Origin of the sequence: Pseudomonas oryzagri (assembly GCF_020831405.1) — a bacterium.
Classification (GTDB): domain Bacteria; phylum Pseudomonadota; class Gammaproteobacteria; order Pseudomonadales; family Pseudomonadaceae; genus Geopseudomonas; species Geopseudomonas oryzagri.
In genome coordinates this window covers 116,537-132,751 of record NZ_JAJHPU010000018.1, presented here as the reverse complement: position 1 = coordinate 132,751, position 16,215 = coordinate 116,537, and the positions used below count along the sequence as shown (strand labels likewise).

Sequence of the window (16,215 nt, the reverse complement as noted above, 5' to 3'; positions counted from 1 at the left end):
AGCCCGTTCAGAAGGTGAAGGCGACCGGCCTCAGGGCCGGGTGCCGAGGCCCATGGCCTGGCGGGCGAACCAGCGCTTGCCGGCCGGCCACAGCTCCAGCCCCAGCAGGCCGAGGCTGCGTGCCTGCGCCAGCGGCGCGCGGGCATTGGAGAACAGCCGGGTGACCTTGTCGGAGAAACCGACGGTCAGCAGCTGATCGAGGCGCTGGCCGGCCAGGTAATCCTGCAGCTGGCGCAGATCGCCCAGCCGCGCGCCATCCTGCAGCAGGCATTCCGCCAGCGCCATGACGTCGCGCAACGACAGGTTGTATCCCTGCCCGGCGATCGGGTGCAGGCCGTGGGCGGCGTTGCCGAGCACCACAAGGTGGCTGCGCACCTGCTCCTCGGCCTCGAGCAGCGCCAGCGGATAGCTGTGCCGAGCACCGACCTTGACGAAGGCGCCCAGGCGATAGCCGAAGGCCTGCTGCAGCTCGGCGAGGAAGGCGCGCTCGTCGAGCGCCGCCAGGCGCGCGGCGTCGGCGTCCGGGCGGGTCCAGACCAGCGCGCAGCGGTTGTCCGGCAGCGGCAGCAGGGCCATCGGCCCGTCCGCGGTGAAGCGCTCGAAGGCCTCGCCGCCATGCCCCTGGCTGGGGGTGACGTTGGCGATCAGCGCGGTCTGCCCGTAGGGCGTGCGGCGCACCTGGATACCCAGCTGCTGGCGCAGGTCGGAGCGGCCGCCGTCGGCCAGCACCAGCAGCTCGCAGTCCAGCGGACTGCCGTCGTCGAGGGTCAGTCGGTAGCCACCGGGCTGCGCCCGGGCCGCGGTGACCCGCGCCGGGCAGCGCCAGTCGACGGCGTCGCGATGCAGCGCCTGCCACAGGCAATGGCCCAGCCAGGCGTTCTCGACCACGTAGCCCAGCGCCGCCACGCCCTCCTCGGCGGCGGACAGCCGCGCGGCGGCGAAGCGGCCGCGTTCGGAAACGTGGATACGGCTGATCGGCTCGGCGCGTTCGGCGATCGCCGGCCACAGGCCGAGGCGCTCGTAGATCTGCCGGGTGCCGTAGGACAGCGCCGAGCAGCGCGCGTCGTAGCTGGGCTGGAAACCGTCGCCGGGGGCGTAAGGCTCGATCAGACTGATCTGCCATCCGCGCGCGCCGGCGCCGCCCTGCTGCAGGGCCAGCGCCAGGCTGGCACCGACCAGACCGCCACCGACGATGGCGATGCGCCCGCTGCCCTGTTCGCTGCCGGCCATGGCTCAGACCGCCGGGCTGCGCGCGGCAGCCATCAGCGCTTCGATCTCGGCCACGGCCTTGGGCACGCCGCCGGTGAGGATGCGACAGCCGTCGGCGGTGACCACCACGTCGTCCTCGATGCGCACGCCGATGCCGCGCCAGCGGGGCTCGACCGCCTCGTTGTCGTGGGCGATATAGATGCCCGGCTCGACGGTCATGCACATGCCCGGCTCCAGCTCGCGCCAGACGCCGCCGATCTTGTAGTCGCCGACATCGTGCACGTCCATGCCCAGCCAGTGGCCGGCGCGGTGCATGTAGAAGGGCTTGTAGGCCTCGCGCTCGATCAGCTCCTCGACCGTGCCGGTGAGCAGACCGAGTTCGACCAGCCCGGCGGTGATCACCCGCACGGTGGCCTCGTGGGCTTCGTTCCAGTGCCGCCCCGGGGCGATGTAGGCGAAGGCCTCCAGGTTGGCCTTGAGCACCAGTTCGTAGATGGCCTTCTGCTCGGGCGAGAAGCGGCCGTTGACCGGGAAGGTGCGGGTGATGTCGCTGGCGTAGCAGTCGATCTCGCAGCCGGCGTCGATCAGCACCAGATCGCCGTCGTTGAGCGGCGCGTCGTTCTCACGGTAGTGCAGGATGCAGGCGTTGCGGCCGCCGGCGACGATCGAGCCGTAGGCCGGCATCTTCGCCCCGCCCTTGCGGAACTCGTAGTCCAGCTCGGCCTCCAGATGGTACTCGTGCAACCCCGGCCGGCTGGCCTGCATGGCGCGCACGTGGGCGCGCGCGGAGATGTCGGCGGCGGCCTGCATCGCCTCGATCTCGGCCGCGCTCTTGAACAGGCGCATCTCGTGCAGCAGATGGTCGAGGGCGACGAACTCGCTGGGCGGCGTGGCGCCCTGGCGCGCCCGGCTGCGGATGGTGTTGATCCAGCCGACCAGCTGGCGGTCGAACTCGGGGTTGGCGCCCATCGCGTAGTAGACGCGCGTGCGACCCTCGATCAGGCCGGGGAGCACCTCGTCGATGCTGTCGATGGCGAAGGCGTTGTCGGCGCCGTAGTGGCGCATGGCGCCGTCCTGGCCGGCGCGCAGGCCGTCCCACAGCTCGCGCTCGGGATTGCGCTCGCGACAGAACAGCACGTACTCGCCATGCTCACGACCGGGGATCAGCGCCAGCACCGCCTCGGGCTCGGGAAAGCCGGTCAGATACTGGAAGTCGCTATCCTGGCGGTAGGTATGCTCGACGTCGCGGTTGCGGATCTGCATCGCCGCGGCGGGCAGGAGAGCGATGCTGCCCGGCGCCATCTGCTGAATCAGCGCCTGACGGCGGCGGGCGTACTCGGACTGGGCGATACGGATCATGGAGGCGCCTCTCGACGGCTATGCGGTTCGGTTCAGTGCAGCGACGGTTTGGCGTCGCCGGCCGGCTTGACCGGCAGGCCGCCGCACTCGCTGAGCAGCAGCAGGGGGGCGACGCGCATGTACTCCATCACCTCCATATAGTCGCTCTCGCCGTCTTCCGACTCCTCCAGCGACTCCTCGATACGCGCGATCGCGGCCAGGTCCTCGAGCACCTCGTTGGCCTCCGCGGACAGCTTGCCCTGGCGAGCGGTCAGGCCGAAGCCGGCGAGAAAGCCCTGGCACCACTGGCCGAGGGCCGCGGCGCGTTCGGCCAGCGGCGCCTCGTCGGCGGGCAGCAACAGCACCAGCGACAGCTCGCCGCCTTCCAGGTCGCTCCTGACCATTTCCTGCAGGCCGACCAGCGCCTGGCGCAGGCGCTCGTCCGGGGCGGCATCCAGTACCTCAGCGGCGGCCGCCAACCACAGGTCGGCGTCGAAACCGGCACCGGCACAGGTGCGGCCGAGCAGCAGGCCGTGCAGCTCGGCGGGCGACACGCTCTGGCCGGCGGCGCTGAGCATGGCGGAAAAGGCGGAATAGGCGGAGGCGGGAAGACTCATGGCGGGGCTTAGCTACCGGAACAAAGAGGGGGATATCGAGGGCCATCCTAGCACCGGCACGCCCGCCAAGACCATCTGCGAACTGGATCCGGGCGCCGGGGGAGGCATTCTGCTATATAGTTTTGCGGATCAATCCGCCCCCGAGCGCAAGCCCATGGAAGACGCCGACCTCGATCGCCTGACGGCGAAGATCGACCAGCTGATTCGTCTCAACGAACGGTTGCGCGCGGAGAATCGCCAGCTGCGCGAGGAACGCGCCCGGCTGGTGGAACAGAACGAATTGGCCCGGCATACGGTCGAATCGATGATATCGCGCCTCAAGGCCCTGGAGCAGGACTCATGACCCAGTCGCAGACCGTCACCGTGCAGATTCTCGACAAGGAATACCCCATCGCCTGCCCGCCGCAGCAGCGCGCCAACCTGGAAAGCGCCGCCCGCTACGTGGACGGCAAGATGCGCGAGATCCGCAACAGCGGCAAGGTCATCGGTGCCGACCGCATCGCCGTGCTCGCCGCGCTGAACATCGCCCACGAACTGCTGCAGCGCCAGGGCGTCGCCAGCCCGGACGCCGGGCAGACCCGCGAGCGGGTCCGCGACCTGCTCGACAAGGTCGATCGCGCCCTGCTGGACGATGCGACGGACCAACGGCAGGGATGACAAGCGCAGAGATTGCGGTAAACTCTGCCCAAGCTCCCTGGTGTGTTGGCCAGTCGGTTACGTCCCTGAGCCGATTCACTTACCCCGGGGGCTGCACTCTGAAGCCGGTGCGCATGTCCGCCTGACGGAAAGCCTTAACGCTTCTTGCAGCCTCCACCTTGAACTTTCGGGTTCAAGGGCTACTCCGACAGCGGCACTTCGGGGAGTCATCATCCTTTCGGGCCCGGCCAGCCGCCGGCCCCACGGCAGCCCTGCTGCCCTCCCCCGCCGCCCGCATCGCCCGCGGCGCCCTGGGCCGGCGACCCAGACCGGAGCGTCAACCCCGCCATGATCCACGCCGACCAGCTCTCCCGTCCCGCGCTGCGCCGCACGCTGCGCGCATGCCGACGCGCCCTCTCGCCCCGGCAGCAACGCCAGGCCGCCCGCGATCTGTACCGCCAGCTGGCCCAGCACCCGCTGTTCCGCCGCGCCCGCCACGTCGCCCTGTACCTGCCCAACGACGGCGAGATCGATCCGCTGCTGCTGCGCCAGGCCGCGCAGCGGCGCGGCAAGCAGGTCTACCTGCCGCTGCTGGCGCACTGGCCGCGCACCCACATGGTGTTCCAGCGCCTGGAAGCCGGCGAGCGCCTGGGCCGCAACCGCTTCCGCATCCCCGAGCCGAAACCCTGCGCGGCCCGCCAGCGCCGGCCATGGGCACTCGATCTGCTGCTGCTGCCGCTGGTCGGCTTCGACGACAGTGGCGGCCGCCTGGGCATGGGCGGCGGCTTCTACGACCGCGCGCTGGCCTACCGCCTGCGCCATCGCAACTGGCAGAAACCGGTGTTGCTCGGCCTGGCGCACGCCTGCCAGCAGGTCGACCGCCTACCGCTGGAAAGTTGGGATGTGCCGCTGCACGCGACCGTGACCGACCGCGGCTGGCATGCCGGCTGTCGACGCGAGGAGCTGGAGGAGGCGCGCGCCAGTAGGGAGCGGGCGCAGCTGCGCTAGCGTGCCGGCCGCCAGGGGGCGCGACTGGCCGCAGGGAGGGAGGCGGGAACTCAGCGCTGCTGGCTGAGCGGCGCCGCGGGGAAGTCGGACTTCGGCCACAGGCTCTGCGCGTAGCTGGTGGTGACCACGCCCAGGCCGAACAGGAAAACCAGAACCCACAGCATGTCGGGCTTCTTGCGATACATCGATTGCCTCCCCCAGGCAAGGCAAACTGATAGGCGAACCGCCGGCACTTCTACGGGGTGCCTGGCGTACCGAGATTGTCGAGCGCGCGCATTCTCCGGCAACGCCGCGCGCCGCGCAATTCACTTTCCATGCCGGTGGTCGCCAAATCTCGACGCTGCCAGCCGGCGCACACAGACGGCGTGATCGCGCCCACGCCGAAGCGGCCGCTCACTTCGAACGCGGCGCGTAGGCGAACACGTCGGCGCGCATCTGGTGGGCATCCATGCCGGCTGCGACCAGCGCATCGAGGGTGGCGTAGACCATCGCCGGCGAACCGCTGGCGTAGACGTGCAGGCCGCGCAAATCGGCGAAATCCTCAGCCACTGCCTGGTGCAGCAGGCCACAGCGCCCGCTCCAGCCCTCGTCGGGCTGCGGGTCGCTGACCACCTGGTGAAGGAACAGGTTGGGCAGATGCTGCCACTCCGCCCAGGCCGGCAGACGGTAGAAATCCTGCGGTCGACGCACGCCCCAGTAGAGGTGCAGCGGATGGGCGAAGCCGGCAGCGCGGCAGTGCTCGATCAGGCTGTGCATCTGCGCCAGACCGGTGCCGGCGGCGAGCAGCAGCAGGGGGCCGGCCGGCAGCTCGGCCAGGTGGCAGTCGCCGAACGGCAGCTGCACCCGCGCCACGCCCCGGCGACGGATGAAGTCGAGCAGGCCGCGGGTGGCCTCGTCGCGGGCGAGGATGTGCAGCTCCAGCTCGCGCCCGGCGTGCGGCGCCGAAGCAATGGAGAACGCCGCCTGGCGACCGTCCTCGCGCTCGAGCAGCAGGTACTGGCCGGCATGGTAGCGCGGCGGCCGGCCCGCCGGCGCACGCAGGCGCAGGCGGAACACTTCGCCGCCCACCTCCACGCACTCGATCAGCTGGCAAGCCAGCCGGCGCACGGGCAGCTCGCCCGGAGCGAGCACGCCGTCCCAGTGCAGCACGCAATCCTCGAGGGGCTCGGCGATGCAGGTGAACAGCTCGCCGTGATCGAGCACGGCACCCTGCTGGCGCACCCGCCCCTCCACCAGCAGCGCGGCGCAGACGTGGCAGTTGCCGTTGCGACAGCTCTGCGGACAGTCGAAGCCCAGACGCCGCGCGCCGTCGAGGATGCGCTCGCCGGGCAGCAGCTCGAGGCTGAGACCCGAGGGTTGCAGGGTAATACGCATGAAGGCTCCCCCTTGTGCCGTCGTGAATGTGCCGTGATGCAGGGCGGCCGAGGCAGCAGCGGCCTGGCGACCGGGAGGGTCTGGGCGGCCCGTTTGCACCGCCCCAGCCCGGGACTGTCGAGAACCGCCTCAGTCGATGCCGAGCTGGCCCCACAGCGCATCGATGCGCGCCACGGTGGCGGGGTCGCGCTCGATCGCCCGGCCCCACTCGCGGTCGGTCTCGCCCGGCCACTTGTGGGTGGCGTCCAGGCCCATCTTCGAGCCGAGGCCCGACACCGGCGAGGCGAAGTCGAGGTAGTCGATCGGCGTATTGTCGATCAGCACCGTGTCGCGCGAAGGGTCCATGCGCGTGGTGATCGCCCAGATCACGTCGTTCCAGTCGCGGGCATCGATGTCGTCGTCGGTGACGATGACGAACTTGGTGTACATGAACTGGCGCAGGAACGACCACACGCCGAGCATGACGCGCTTGGCGTGGCCGGGATACTGCTTCTTCATGGTCACCACCGCCATGCGGTAGGAGCAGCCTTCCGGCGGCAGGTAGAAGTCGGTGATCTCCGGGAACTGCTTCTGCAGGATCGGCACGAACACCTCGTTGAGCGCCACACCGAGGATCGCCGGCTCGTCCGGCGGGCGGCCGGTGTAGGTGCTGTGGTAGATGGGGTCGCGCCGGCGGGTGATGCGCTCGACGGTGAATACCGGGAAGGTGTCGACCTCGTTGTAGTAGCCGGTATGGTCGCCATACGGGCCTTCCGGCGCGGTTTCGCCCGGATGGATGTGACCCTCGAGGACGATCTCGGCGCCGGCCGGCACCTGCAGGTCGGAGCCGACGGCCTTGACCAGCTCGGTGCGATGACCGCGCAAAAGCCCTGCGAAGGCGTACTCGGAAAGGGTGTCCGGCACCGGGGTGACGGCGCCGAGAATGGTCGCCGGGTCCGCGCCCAGGGCCACGCAGACCGGATAGGGCCGGTCCGGGTGCTTCTGGCACCACTCGCGATAGTCCAGCGCGCCGCCGCGGTGGCTGAGCCAGCGCATGATCACCTTGTTGCGGCCGATCACCTGCTGGCGATAGATGCCGAGGTTCTGCCGCTCCTTGTTGGGGCCCCGGGTGATGGTCAGGCCCCAGGTGATCAGCGGCGCCACGTCGCCCGGCCAACAGTGCTGGATCGGCAGTTTGCCGAGGTCGACGTCGTCGCCTTCCTCGATCACTTCATGGCACGGCGCGTCCTTGAGCACCTTGGGCGCCATGCTGATGACCTTCTTGAAGATCGGCAGCTTGCTCCAGGCATCCTTGAGGCCCTTGGGCGGCTCCGGCTCCTTGAGGAAGGCCAAGAGCTTGCCGATCTCGCGCAGCTCGGAGACCTCCTCGGCGCCCATGCCCAGCGCCACCCGCTTGGGCGTGCCGAACAGGTTGCCGAGCACCGGCATGGCGTAGCTGCTCGGCCGCTCGAACAGCAGCGCCGGACCGCCGCGGCGCAAGGTGCGGTCGCAGATTTCGGTCATTTCCAGCACAGGCGAGACGGGCACCGAAATGCGCTTGAGTTCGCCGCGGCTTTCCAGGGCGCGGATGAACTCGCGCAGGTCGCGATACTGCATGCTTGAGCCTCGGAAGGAGTCGAAGGGTGGCAAGTCTAGCGCCGAACGGCACCGGACAGAAACGACAACGGCCGGGATGGCCGGCCGTTGTCTGCGGTTCCAGGAGAAGCCTTACTTGCGCTTCATCGACTGGAAGAATTCCTCGTTGGTCTTGGTGTCCTTGAGACGGTCGAGGAGGAACTCGATGGCGGCGATCTCGTCCATCGGGTGGAGGATCTTGCGCAGGATCCAGATGCGCTGCAGCTCCTCGTCGCCGGTCAACAGCTCCTCGCGGCGGGTGCCCGAGCGGTTGATGTTGATGGCCGGGAACACGCGCTTCTCGGCGATCTTGCGATCCAGCTGCAGCTCCAGGTTGCCGGTGCCCTTGAATTCCTCGTAGATCACCTCGTCCATCTTCGAGCCGGTTTCCACCAGCGCGGTGGCGAGGATGGTCAGGCTGCCGCCTTCCTCGATGTTGCGCGCGGCGCCGAAGAAGCGCTTGGGCTTCTCCAGGGCGTGGGCGTCGACACCACCGGTGAGCACCTTGCCGGAGCTGGGGATCACGGTGTTGTAGGCGCGCGCCAGACGGGTGATGGAGTCGAGCAGGATGACCACGTCCTTCTTGTGCTCGACCAGGCGCTTGGCCTTCTCGATCACCATCTCGGCGACCTGCACGTGGCGCGCCGGCGGCTCGTCGAAGGTGGAGGCGACCACTTCGCCGCGCACGGTGCGCTGCATCTCGGTCACTTCCTCCGGGCGCTCGTCGATCAACAGGACGATCAGGTAGCACTCGGGGTTGTTGCGGGTGATGTTGGCCGCGATGTTCTGCAGCATGATGGTCTTGCCCGCCTTCGGCGGGGCGACGATCAGGCCGCGCTGGCCCTTGCCGATCGGCGCGCAGAGGTCGATCACTCGGCCGGTGAGGTCTTCCTTGGAGCCGTTGCCGGCTTCCATCTTCAGACGCTGGTTGGCGAACAGCGGGGTGAGGTTCTCGAACAGGACCTTGTTCTTGGCGTTTTCCGGGCGGTCGAAGTTGATGGTGTCGACCTTGAGCAGCGCGAAGTAGCGCTCGCCTTCCTTCGGCGGGCGGATCTTGCCCACGATGGTGTCGCCGGTACGCAGGTTGAAGCGGCGGATCTGGCTGGGCGACACATAGATGTCGTCGGGACCGGCCAGATAGGAGGAGTCCGCGCTGCGCAGGAACCCGAAGCCGTCCTGCAGGATCTCCAGCACGCCATCCCCGGAGATCTCCTCGCCGCTTTTCGCATGCTTTTTCAGCAGGGCGAAGATGATGTCCTGCTTGCGCGACCGGGCCATGTTCTCCAGGCCCATCTGGTCGGCCATTTCCAGCAGTTCGGGAATCGGCTTTTGCTTGAGTTCGGTCAGGTTCATAGGATGAGGTGCAGGTTGGCGAGGGAAGGAAAGCGTTGCGCTTGGAGAGCCAGGCCACGGGGGGCGGCAGCTTCACGGCGAGAATTCGGGGTGAGATGGCAGCGGCAACGGCATGCAGGAGGCAGTCTGATCACGACTGCTGGCCGAATTTATCACTGCATTTGTCGCAGAGTCTAGCACGCGGGCAGAAAAAACCCCGTCCGGGGACGGGGTTTTGCGCACATTCGGATCAGATGTTGCTGTCGAGGAAGGCAGCCAGCTGCGACTTGGACAAGGCACCGACCTTGGTGGCCTCGACGTTGCCGTTCTTGAACAGCATCAGGGTCGGGATGCCGCGCACGCCGAACTTGGCGGGGGTGTCCTGGTTCTCGTCGATGTTCAGCTTGCAGACCTTGAGCTTGCCCTGGTAGTCCTTGGCGATCTCGTCCAGCACCGGGGCGATCATCTTGCACGGACCGCACCACTCGGCCCAGTAGTCGACCAGAACCGGGCCCTCGGCCTTGAGCACGTCCTGCTCGAAGCTGGCGTCGGTCACGTTGGTGATGAATTCGCTCATGGGGGATCTCCGTGCTGCGGAAGCGGAAAAAAGATGGGCCATGATAGCCCCACTCGCCCGCGACCGGAAGGCGCCGGCGATTGCCATTGGCTATGGCGCGCCATGGCGCCGTCTATGAGCCGGCGCCAGGAGGCGCTGACGACCGTCAACTGCGCCGGTCGCTCTTGCTCTATCATGGCAGGATTACGCCGTTGAACCGCGAGAGCGCCCCATGCCGCACACCCCCGCCCAAGCCTTTCCCCTGATCGCCGCCATCGACATTGGCTCCAACAGTATCCACATGGTGGTGGCCCGCGTCGACCAGGGGGAAATCCGCTTGCTCGAGCGGCTCGGCGAGAAGGTGCAACTGGCCGCCGGCCTCGACGAACAGCGCAACCTCGACGAAGCGGCGATGACCCGCGGCCTCGACTGCCTGCGCCGCTTCGCCCAGCTGATCAGCGGCCTGCCGCAGGGCGCGGTGCGCATCGTCGCCACCAACGCCCTGCGCGAGGCGCGCAACCGCGCGGTGTTCATCCGCCGCGCCGAGGAACTGCTCGGCCATCAGGTCGAGGTGATCTCCGGCCGCGAGGAAGCGCGCCTGATCCATCTCGGCGTATCGCACAGCCTGCCGGTGGCCGACGGCAAGCGCCTGGTGGTCGACATCGGCGGCGGCAGTACCGAGTTCATCATCGGCGAGCGCTTCGAGTCGCTGCTGCGCGAAAGCCAGCAGATGGGCTGCGTCAGCTTCAGCAAGCGCTTCTTCGCCGACGGCAAGCTCAGCCCGGCGCGCTACGCCCAGGCCTACACCGCGGCGCGCCTGGAGCTGATGGGCTTCGAGCAGGCGCTGCGCCGGCTGGGCTGGAACGAGGCGGTCGGCTCTTCCGGCAGCGTCCGCGCGGTCAGCCAGGCGCTGCTGGCCGGCGGCCAGGGCAACGGCGAGATCACTCCGGCGGGCCTGGCCTGGCTCAAGCGCAAGATCCTCAAGTGCGACAACCTGGCCGATCTGGCCATCGAAGGCGTCAAGACCGACCGCCAGCCGATCCTGCCGGCGGGCCTGGCGATCCTCGAGGCGATCTTCGACGCCCTCGAGATTCAGTCGATGATCCACGCCGAGGGCGCCCTGCGCGAGGGCGTGCTGTACGACATGATCGGCCGGCAGAGCCACGAGGACGTGCGCGAGCGCACCCTGTCGGCGCTGATGGAGCGCTGCCATGTCGACCTCGACCAGGCGGCGCGGGTGGAGGCCAAGGCGCAGGCGATCCTCGACCAGGTCGCCGAGCCCTGGGGGCTCAACGACGACTGGCATCGCGAGCTGCTGAGCTGGGGCGCCAAGGTGCACGAGATCGGCCTGGACATCGCCCACTACCACTACCACAAGCACGGCGCCTACATCCTCGAGCACGCCGACCTCGCCGGCTTCGCGCGCATCGATCAGGAGATGCTGGCCCTGCTGGTGCGCGGTCACCGCCGCAACATCCCGGTGGAGCGCTTCGCCGAATTCGGCGAGGAAGGCGAGCGCCTGGTGCGCCTGTGCATCGTGCTGCGCTTCGCCATCCTGTTCCACCACATCCGCGGCACCCAGGAAATGCCCGAGGTGGTCTTCCATGCCGGCCCGCGCAGCCTGGAAGCGGTGTTCCCCGCCGGCTGGCTGGCCGCCAACCCGCTGACCCAGGCCGACATCGAATCCGAGGCGCAGTGGCTGGCGCGGGTCGGCTACCGCCTCAGCGGCCGCTGAGCGCGCCCTCAAGCAAAAGGGGCAGCCCCGCGAGGAGCTGCCCCTTTTCGTTTGCCCGGCCGGCTCAGCGCGTCGCCAGGCCCGGCGTGCTGAGCTTCTCGACCATCAGCGCCTGGGCGTTGCGCGAGTTCTGGTTGCCGGTCGGCTGCAGGCGCTGGTAGCGGCCGTCGCTCTGCAGTATCCAGGCCTGGGTGTTGTCGGCCAGGTAGGCGTCCAGCTCGCGCCTGACCCGGCTGATCAGCTTCTTGCCCTCCACCGGGAAGCAGGTCTCCACGCGCTTGTCGAGGTTGCGCTCCATCCAGTCGGCGCTGGACAGGTAGAGCTTCTCGTCGCCGTCGTTGAGGAAGTAGTAGGCGCGGCTGTGCTCGAGGAAGCGGCCGATGATCGAGCGCACGTAGATGTTGTGCGACACCCCGGGAATGCCGGGGCGCAGGCAGCACATGCCGCGCACGATCAGGTCGACGCGCACGCCGGCCTGGCTGGCCTTGTACAGCGCCTTGATGATCTTCGGATCGGTCAGCGCGTTCATCTTGGCGATGATGTGCGCCGCCTTGCCCTCGCTGGCGTGCTGGGTCTCCCGCGCGATCATGTCGAGCAGGGTCTTCTTCAGGGTGAAGGGCGCGTGCAGCAGCTTCTTCATGCGCAGGCTCTTGCCCATGCCGATCAGCTGGTTGAACAGCTTGGAAACGTCCTCGCACAGCGCGTCGTCGGAGGTCAGCAGGCTGTAGTCGGTGTACAGGCGGGCGTTGCCGGCGTGGTAGTTGCCGGTGCCGAGGTGGGCGTAGCGCACCAGCTCGCCGTTCTCGCGGCGCAGGATGAGCATCATCTTGGCGTGGGTCTTGAAGCCGACCACGCCGTAGATCACCACCGCGCCGGCCTGCTGCAGGCGGCTGGCCAGCGCCAGGTTGGACTCCTCGTCGAAGCGCGCGCGCAGCTCGATCACCGCGGTGACCTCCTTGCCGTTGCGCGCCGCGTCGACCAGCGCGTCGACGATCTCCGAGTTGGCCCCGGTGCGGTAAAGGGTCTGCTTGATCGCCAGCACGTTGGGGTCCTTGGCCGCCTGGCGCAGCAGGTCGACCACCGGGGTGAACGACTCGAACGGGTGGTAGAGCAGGATGTCCTGCTTGCCGACCACGTTGAACAGCTTCTCGCTGCTCTGCAGCAGCTTGGGGATCACCGGGGTCAGCGGCGGATACTGCAGGTGGCGGTGGCTGTCCAGGCCGGTGATGGCGAACAGCCGGGTCAGGTTGACCGGGCCGTTGACCCGGTACAACTCGGCCTCGGTGAGCCCGGCCTGCTTGAGCAGGTAGTCGACCAGATTCTGCGGGCAGGTATCGACCACCTCGAGGCGCACCGCGTCGCCGAAGCGCCGCGAATACAGCTCGCCGCGCAGGGCGCGGGCGAGGTCCTCGACGTCCTCGGCGTCCACCGCCAGGTCGGCGTTGCGGGTCAGGCGGAACTGATAGCAGCCCTTGACGCTCATGCCGTTGAACAGCTCGTCGGCGTGGGCGTGGATCATCGAGGAGAGGAACACGTAGTTGGCGCCGGGGCCGCCGACCTCCTCGGGGATGCGGATCACCCGCGGCAGCAGGCGCGGCGCCGGCAGGATGGCCAGGCCCGAGTCGCGGCCGAAGGCGTCGACGCCCTCCAGCTCGACGATGAAGTTGAGGCTCTTGTTGACCAGCAGCGGGAAGGGGTGGGTCGGATCGATGCCGATCGGCGTCATGATCGGCGCGATTTCCTCGCGGAAGTAGCGACGCACCCAGGTCTTGACCTTGGTGGTCCAGTGGCGGCGCCGGATGAAGCGGATCTGGTGCTCCTCCAGCGCCGGCAGCAGGACGTCGTTGAGGATCGCGTACTGGCGTTCGACCTGCTCGTGCACCAGCTCGCTGATCCGCGCCAGCACCTGCTGCGGCTGCAGGCCGTCGGCGCCGGCCAGCTCGCGGGCGAAGGCGACCTGCTTCTTCAGTCCGGCGACGCGGATCTCGAAGAACTCGTCGAGGTTGCTGGAGAAGATCAGCAGGAACTTCAGCCGCTCGAGCAGAGGCGTCGCCTCGTCGAGCGACTGCTCGAGGACGCGGATGTTGAACTTCAGCTGCGAGAGCTCGCGGTGGATATACAGGCTGCTGTCGTCGAGGCCGGGCACCGGCAGCGCCGGCTCGACGACCACCGTCTCCGGCACACTCGGCGGCTCGACGGCCGGCTCGGCCTCCGCCAGCGGCTCGACCAGCACGCTGGCGGCCTCCGACAGCTCGGGCAGTTGATTCTCGGGAAGTCCGGGGTTGTTCATCGCATCCGTCCTGCGGGGTCTCGGGCCCCGTTAGCTCTGGCTTTTCAATTGTTGCGCGGCGCGCTTGGCGAAGTAGGTGAGGATGCCATCGGCCCCGGCGCGCTTGAACGCGACCAAAGACTCGAGGATCACCGCCTCGTCCAGCCAGCCGTTCTGGATCGCCGCCATGTGCATGGCGTACTCGCCGCTGACCTGGTAGACGAAGGTCGGCGCGCGGAACTCGTCCTTCACCCGGCGCACGATGTCGAGGTAGGGCATGCCCGGCTTGACCATCACCATGTCGGCGCCCTCGGCGAGGTCGAGGGCCACCTCGTGCAGCGCCTCGTCGCTGTTGGCCGGGTCCATCTGGTAGGTGGCCTTGTTGCCCTTGCCCAGGTTGCCGGCCGAGCCCACCGCGTCGCGGAACGGGCCGTAGTAGGCGCTGGCGTACTTGGCCGAGTAGGCCATGATGCGCACGTTGCCGTGGCCGGCGACTTCCAGCGCCTCGCGGATCGCCTGGATGCGGCCGTCCATCATGTCCGAGGGCGCCACCACCTGGGCGCCGGCCTCGGCATGGGACAGCGCCTGCTTGACCAGCGCGTCGATGGTCACGTCGTTCTGCACGTAGCCGTGCTCGTCGAGGATGCCGTCCTGACCGTGGGTGGTGAACGGGTCGAGGGCGACGTCGGTGATGATGCCGAGCTCGGGGAAGCGCGCGCGCAGGGCGCGGGTGGCGCGCTGGGCGATGCCGTCCGGGTTCCACGCCTCCTCGGCGAGCAGCGACTTCTTGTCCGTCGGCGTCACCGGGAACAGCGCCAGCGCCGGAATGCCCAGCGCCACCAGCTCCGCAGCTTCCTCGAGCAGCAGGTCGATCGACAGGCGCTCCACCCCCGGCATCGACGGCACGGCCTCGCGGCGGTTCTCGCCGTCGAGCACGAACACCGGCAGGATCAGGTCGTTGCTGGTCAGCACGTTCTCGCGCACCAGACGGCGGGAGAACTCGTCGCGACGGTTGCGGCGCAGGCGGGTGGCGGGGAACAGGCGGTTGGCGGGGGTAAAGCTCACGGCGCACTCCAGAGCCCGGCGACGGGCGCGGCTAGACAGTCTATGAAGCAATTATGACGAAAATGCGACGACGCCCGTGGGCTTCGGGCCACGGGCCGCGCATCTCGGCCCCCTACCATAGCCCGCCGGCGCCCTCCTCGGCCACTGACGCATGGCCGCGGCGCGGCGCTTGCGGCTAGGATGGAGACATGCGCCCGCCGGCGCGCCAGACGTGCCGGCCATCCGATAACAAAACCGAGGAGTGTTACCCCATGAGCAAGAAGGTTGCCGTGATCCTGTCCGGCTGCGGCGTCTACGACGGCGCGGAAATCCACGAGAGCGTGATCACCCTGCTGCGCCTGAGCCAGCGCGGCGCCCAGGTGGAGTGCTTCGCCCCGAACATCCCCCAGCACCACGTGATCAACCACCTGACCGGCGAGGAAATGGCCGAGAGCCGCAACGTGCTGGTCGAGTCGGCGCGCATCGCTCGCGGCCAGGTTCGCGACGTGCGCGAGCTGAAGGCCGCCGACTTCGACGCCCTGTTGGTCCCCGGTGGCTTCGGCGCGGCGAAGAACCTCTCCGACTTCGCCTTCAAGGGCGCCACCTGCACGGTGCAGCCGGACGTGCTGGCCGCGGCCCGCGACTTCGCCCATGCGCACAAGCCGGTCGGCCTGATCTGCATCGCTCCGGCGATGGCCGCGCGCATCTATGGCGCCGGCGTGCAGTGCACCATCGGCCACGACGCGGACACCGCGGCCAAGCTGGCCGACATGGGCGCCGAGCACGTCGACTGCACAGTGGAAGACGTGGTGGTCGATGCCCAGCGCAAGCTGGTCACCACCCCGGCCTACATGCTGGCCAGGTCGCCGGCCGAAGCGGCCAGCGGGATCAACAAGCTGGTCGATCGGGTACTGGAACTGGCCTGATCACCTACGGAGGCGAACTCATTCGCCCTGGCGCGGTGGGCGACGCAGGAGTGCGCCCCTAGCGCCGTGCCAGCACGTTGAGCAGGCGGTCGAGGCCGTTGGCGAAGGCCTGGCGATCCTTGTCCGAGTAGGCCGCCTGGCCGCCGCCGACCTGGCCCTGCTCGCGCAGGTCGGTGAACAGGTTGCGCACCGCCAGGCGCTCGCCCATGTTGCGCTCGTCGAACTCGCGGCCGCGTGGATCGAGGGCGGCGACGCCCTTCTTGACCAGGCGGTCGGCCAGCGGCACGTCCGAGCAGATCACCAACTCGCCGGGCACCGCGTGCTCGACCAAATAATCGTCGGCGGCGTCCGGCCCGCTCGGCACCACGATCAGACGCACGCAGGCGAACGCCGGCTTGACCTGCGCCTGGCCGGCGACCAGCACCACCTCGAACTTGCGTTTGAGGGCGAATTTCACCACCAGATCCCGCGCCGCCCGCGGGCAGGCGTCGGCATCGATCCACACGCGCATCGTCGATCATTCTCCAGCATGGGCGAAACCCGGCATGCTACCGGGT

At 68.6% G+C, this 16,215-nt stretch carries 16 protein-coding genes and 1 other RNA gene; 6 read left to right on the top strand and 11 right to left on the bottom strand.

Going from position 1 to position 16,215, the window contains the following annotated elements; genetic code table 11:
* Positions 1-30: 30 nt before the first annotated feature.
* Genes ubiH through LMJ29_RS07565 form a run of 3 tightly spaced genes read right to left on the bottom strand, consistent with a single transcriptional unit; the run spans position 31 to position 3,164 of the window.
* Positions 31-1,230: a 2-octaprenyl-6-methoxyphenyl hydroxylase gene (gene ubiH, locus LMJ29_RS07575; protein WP_229604907.1), complete on the bottom strand. Its 1,200-nt coding sequence runs from the start codon at positions 1,228-1,230 to the stop codon at positions 31-33.
* A gap of 3 nt (positions 1,231-1,233) precedes the next feature.
* Positions 1,234-2,568 carry a Xaa-Pro aminopeptidase gene (gene pepP / locus LMJ29_RS07570; protein ID WP_229604906.1) on the bottom strand — a complete coding sequence of 445 codons (1,335 nt, stop codon included), beginning with the start codon at positions 2,566-2,568 and terminating at the stop codon, positions 1,234-1,236.
* A gap of 32 nt (positions 2,569-2,600) precedes the next feature.
* On the bottom strand, positions 2,601-3,164 hold the full coding sequence (locus LMJ29_RS07565; protein WP_229604905.1) for a UPF0149 family protein: 564 nt from the start codon (positions 3,162-3,164) through the stop codon (positions 2,601-2,603).
* 154 nt (positions 3,165-3,318) lie between these two features.
* Here LMJ29_RS07565 and LMJ29_RS07560 point away from each other — a divergent pair, with 154 nt between their 5' ends.
* The 4 genes from LMJ29_RS07560 to LMJ29_RS07545 all read left to right on the top strand — a co-directional run bounded on the left by LMJ29_RS07560 (position 3,319) and on the right by LMJ29_RS07545 (position 4,808).
* Positions 3,319-3,507 carry a TIGR02449 family protein gene (locus LMJ29_RS07560; protein ID WP_229604971.1) on the top strand — a complete coding sequence of 63 codons (189 nt, stop codon included), beginning with the start codon at positions 3,319-3,321 and terminating at the stop codon, positions 3,505-3,507.
* Positions 3,504-3,821 carry a cell division protein ZapA gene (locus LMJ29_RS07555; protein ID WP_229604904.1) on the top strand — a complete coding sequence of 106 codons (318 nt, stop codon included), beginning with the start codon at positions 3,504-3,506 and terminating at the stop codon, positions 3,819-3,821. The genes LMJ29_RS07560 and LMJ29_RS07555 overlap by 4 nt, the downstream gene beginning before the upstream one ends.
* Before the next feature lie 31 nt (positions 3,822-3,852).
* A non-coding RNA gene (gene ssrS, locus LMJ29_RS07550) (6S RNA) lies at positions 3,853-4,030 on the top strand.
* Between the two features lie 118 nt (positions 4,031-4,148).
* The gene (locus LMJ29_RS07545; protein WP_229604903.1) at positions 4,149-4,808 is read left to right on the top strand and encodes a 5-formyltetrahydrofolate cyclo-ligase; all 660 of its coding nucleotides are present in this window, start codon (positions 4,149-4,151) and stop codon (positions 4,806-4,808) included.
* Positions 4,809-4,858: 50 nt separating this feature from the next.
* On the opposite strand, the gene LMJ29_RS20940 is transcribed toward LMJ29_RS07545, so the two are convergent.
* The 5 genes from LMJ29_RS20940 to trxA form a co-directional block, all read right to left on the bottom strand.
* Positions 4,859-4,993, bottom strand: a complete 135-nt coding sequence (locus LMJ29_RS20940; RefSeq protein ID WP_264758799.1) for a hypothetical protein — start codon at positions 4,991-4,993, stop codon at positions 4,859-4,861.
* 208 nt (positions 4,994-5,201) lie between these two features.
* Positions 5,202-6,182, bottom strand: coding sequence for a CDP-6-deoxy-delta-3,4-glucoseen reductase (locus LMJ29_RS07540; RefSeq protein ID WP_229604902.1), 981 nt, complete (start codon positions 6,180-6,182; stop codon positions 5,202-5,204).
* A 129-nt stretch (positions 6,183-6,311) separates the two neighbouring features.
* On the bottom strand, positions 6,312-7,778 hold the full coding sequence (gene ubiD, locus LMJ29_RS07535; RefSeq protein WP_229604901.1) for a 4-hydroxy-3-polyprenylbenzoate decarboxylase: 1,467 nt from the start codon (positions 7,776-7,778) through the stop codon (positions 6,312-6,314).
* Positions 7,779-7,889: 111 nt separating this feature from the next.
* A complete protein-coding gene (gene rho, locus LMJ29_RS07530; protein WP_229604900.1) occupies positions 7,890-9,149 on the bottom strand; it encodes a transcription termination factor Rho in 1,260 nt (419 codons plus the stop codon).
* Positions 9,150-9,378: 229 nt separating this feature from the next.
* Positions 9,379-9,705: a thioredoxin TrxA gene (gene trxA / locus LMJ29_RS07525; protein ID WP_229604899.1), complete on the bottom strand. Its 327-nt coding sequence runs from the start codon at positions 9,703-9,705 to the stop codon at positions 9,379-9,381.
* 211 nt (positions 9,706-9,916) lie between these two features.
* On the opposite strand from trxA, the gene ppx reads away from it, so the two are divergent.
* Positions 9,917-11,419, top strand: a complete 1,503-nt coding sequence (gene ppx / locus LMJ29_RS07520; RefSeq protein ID WP_229604898.1) for an exopolyphosphatase — start codon at positions 9,917-9,919, stop codon at positions 11,417-11,419.
* Between the two features lie 64 nt (positions 11,420-11,483).
* Here the strand turns inward: ppx and ppk1 are convergent, their stop codons facing one another.
* Both ppk1 and hemB read right to left on the bottom strand, forming a co-directional pair.
* Entirely contained in the window at positions 11,484-13,709 is a 2,226-nt protein-coding gene (gene ppk1, locus LMJ29_RS07515) for a polyphosphate kinase 1 (RefSeq protein ID WP_229604897.1), read from the bottom strand.
* A gap of 30 nt (positions 13,710-13,739) precedes the next feature.
* A complete protein-coding gene (gene hemB, locus LMJ29_RS07510; RefSeq protein WP_229604896.1) occupies positions 13,740-14,753 on the bottom strand; it encodes a porphobilinogen synthase in 1,014 nt (337 codons plus the stop codon).
* A gap of 251 nt (positions 14,754-15,004) precedes the next feature.
* Between hemB and elbB the strand changes: the two genes are divergently transcribed.
* Entirely contained in the window at positions 15,005-15,658 is a 654-nt protein-coding gene (gene elbB / locus LMJ29_RS07505) for an isoprenoid biosynthesis glyoxalase ElbB (protein ID WP_229604895.1), read from the top strand.
* A gap of 58 nt (positions 15,659-15,716) precedes the next feature.
* On the opposite strand, the gene LMJ29_RS07500 is transcribed toward elbB, so the two are convergent.
* Positions 15,717-16,169: a YaiI/YqxD family protein gene (locus LMJ29_RS07500; RefSeq protein ID WP_229604894.1), complete on the bottom strand. Its 453-nt coding sequence runs from the start codon at positions 16,167-16,169 to the stop codon at positions 15,717-15,719.
* Between the last annotated feature and the right edge of the window lie 46 nt (positions 16,170-16,215).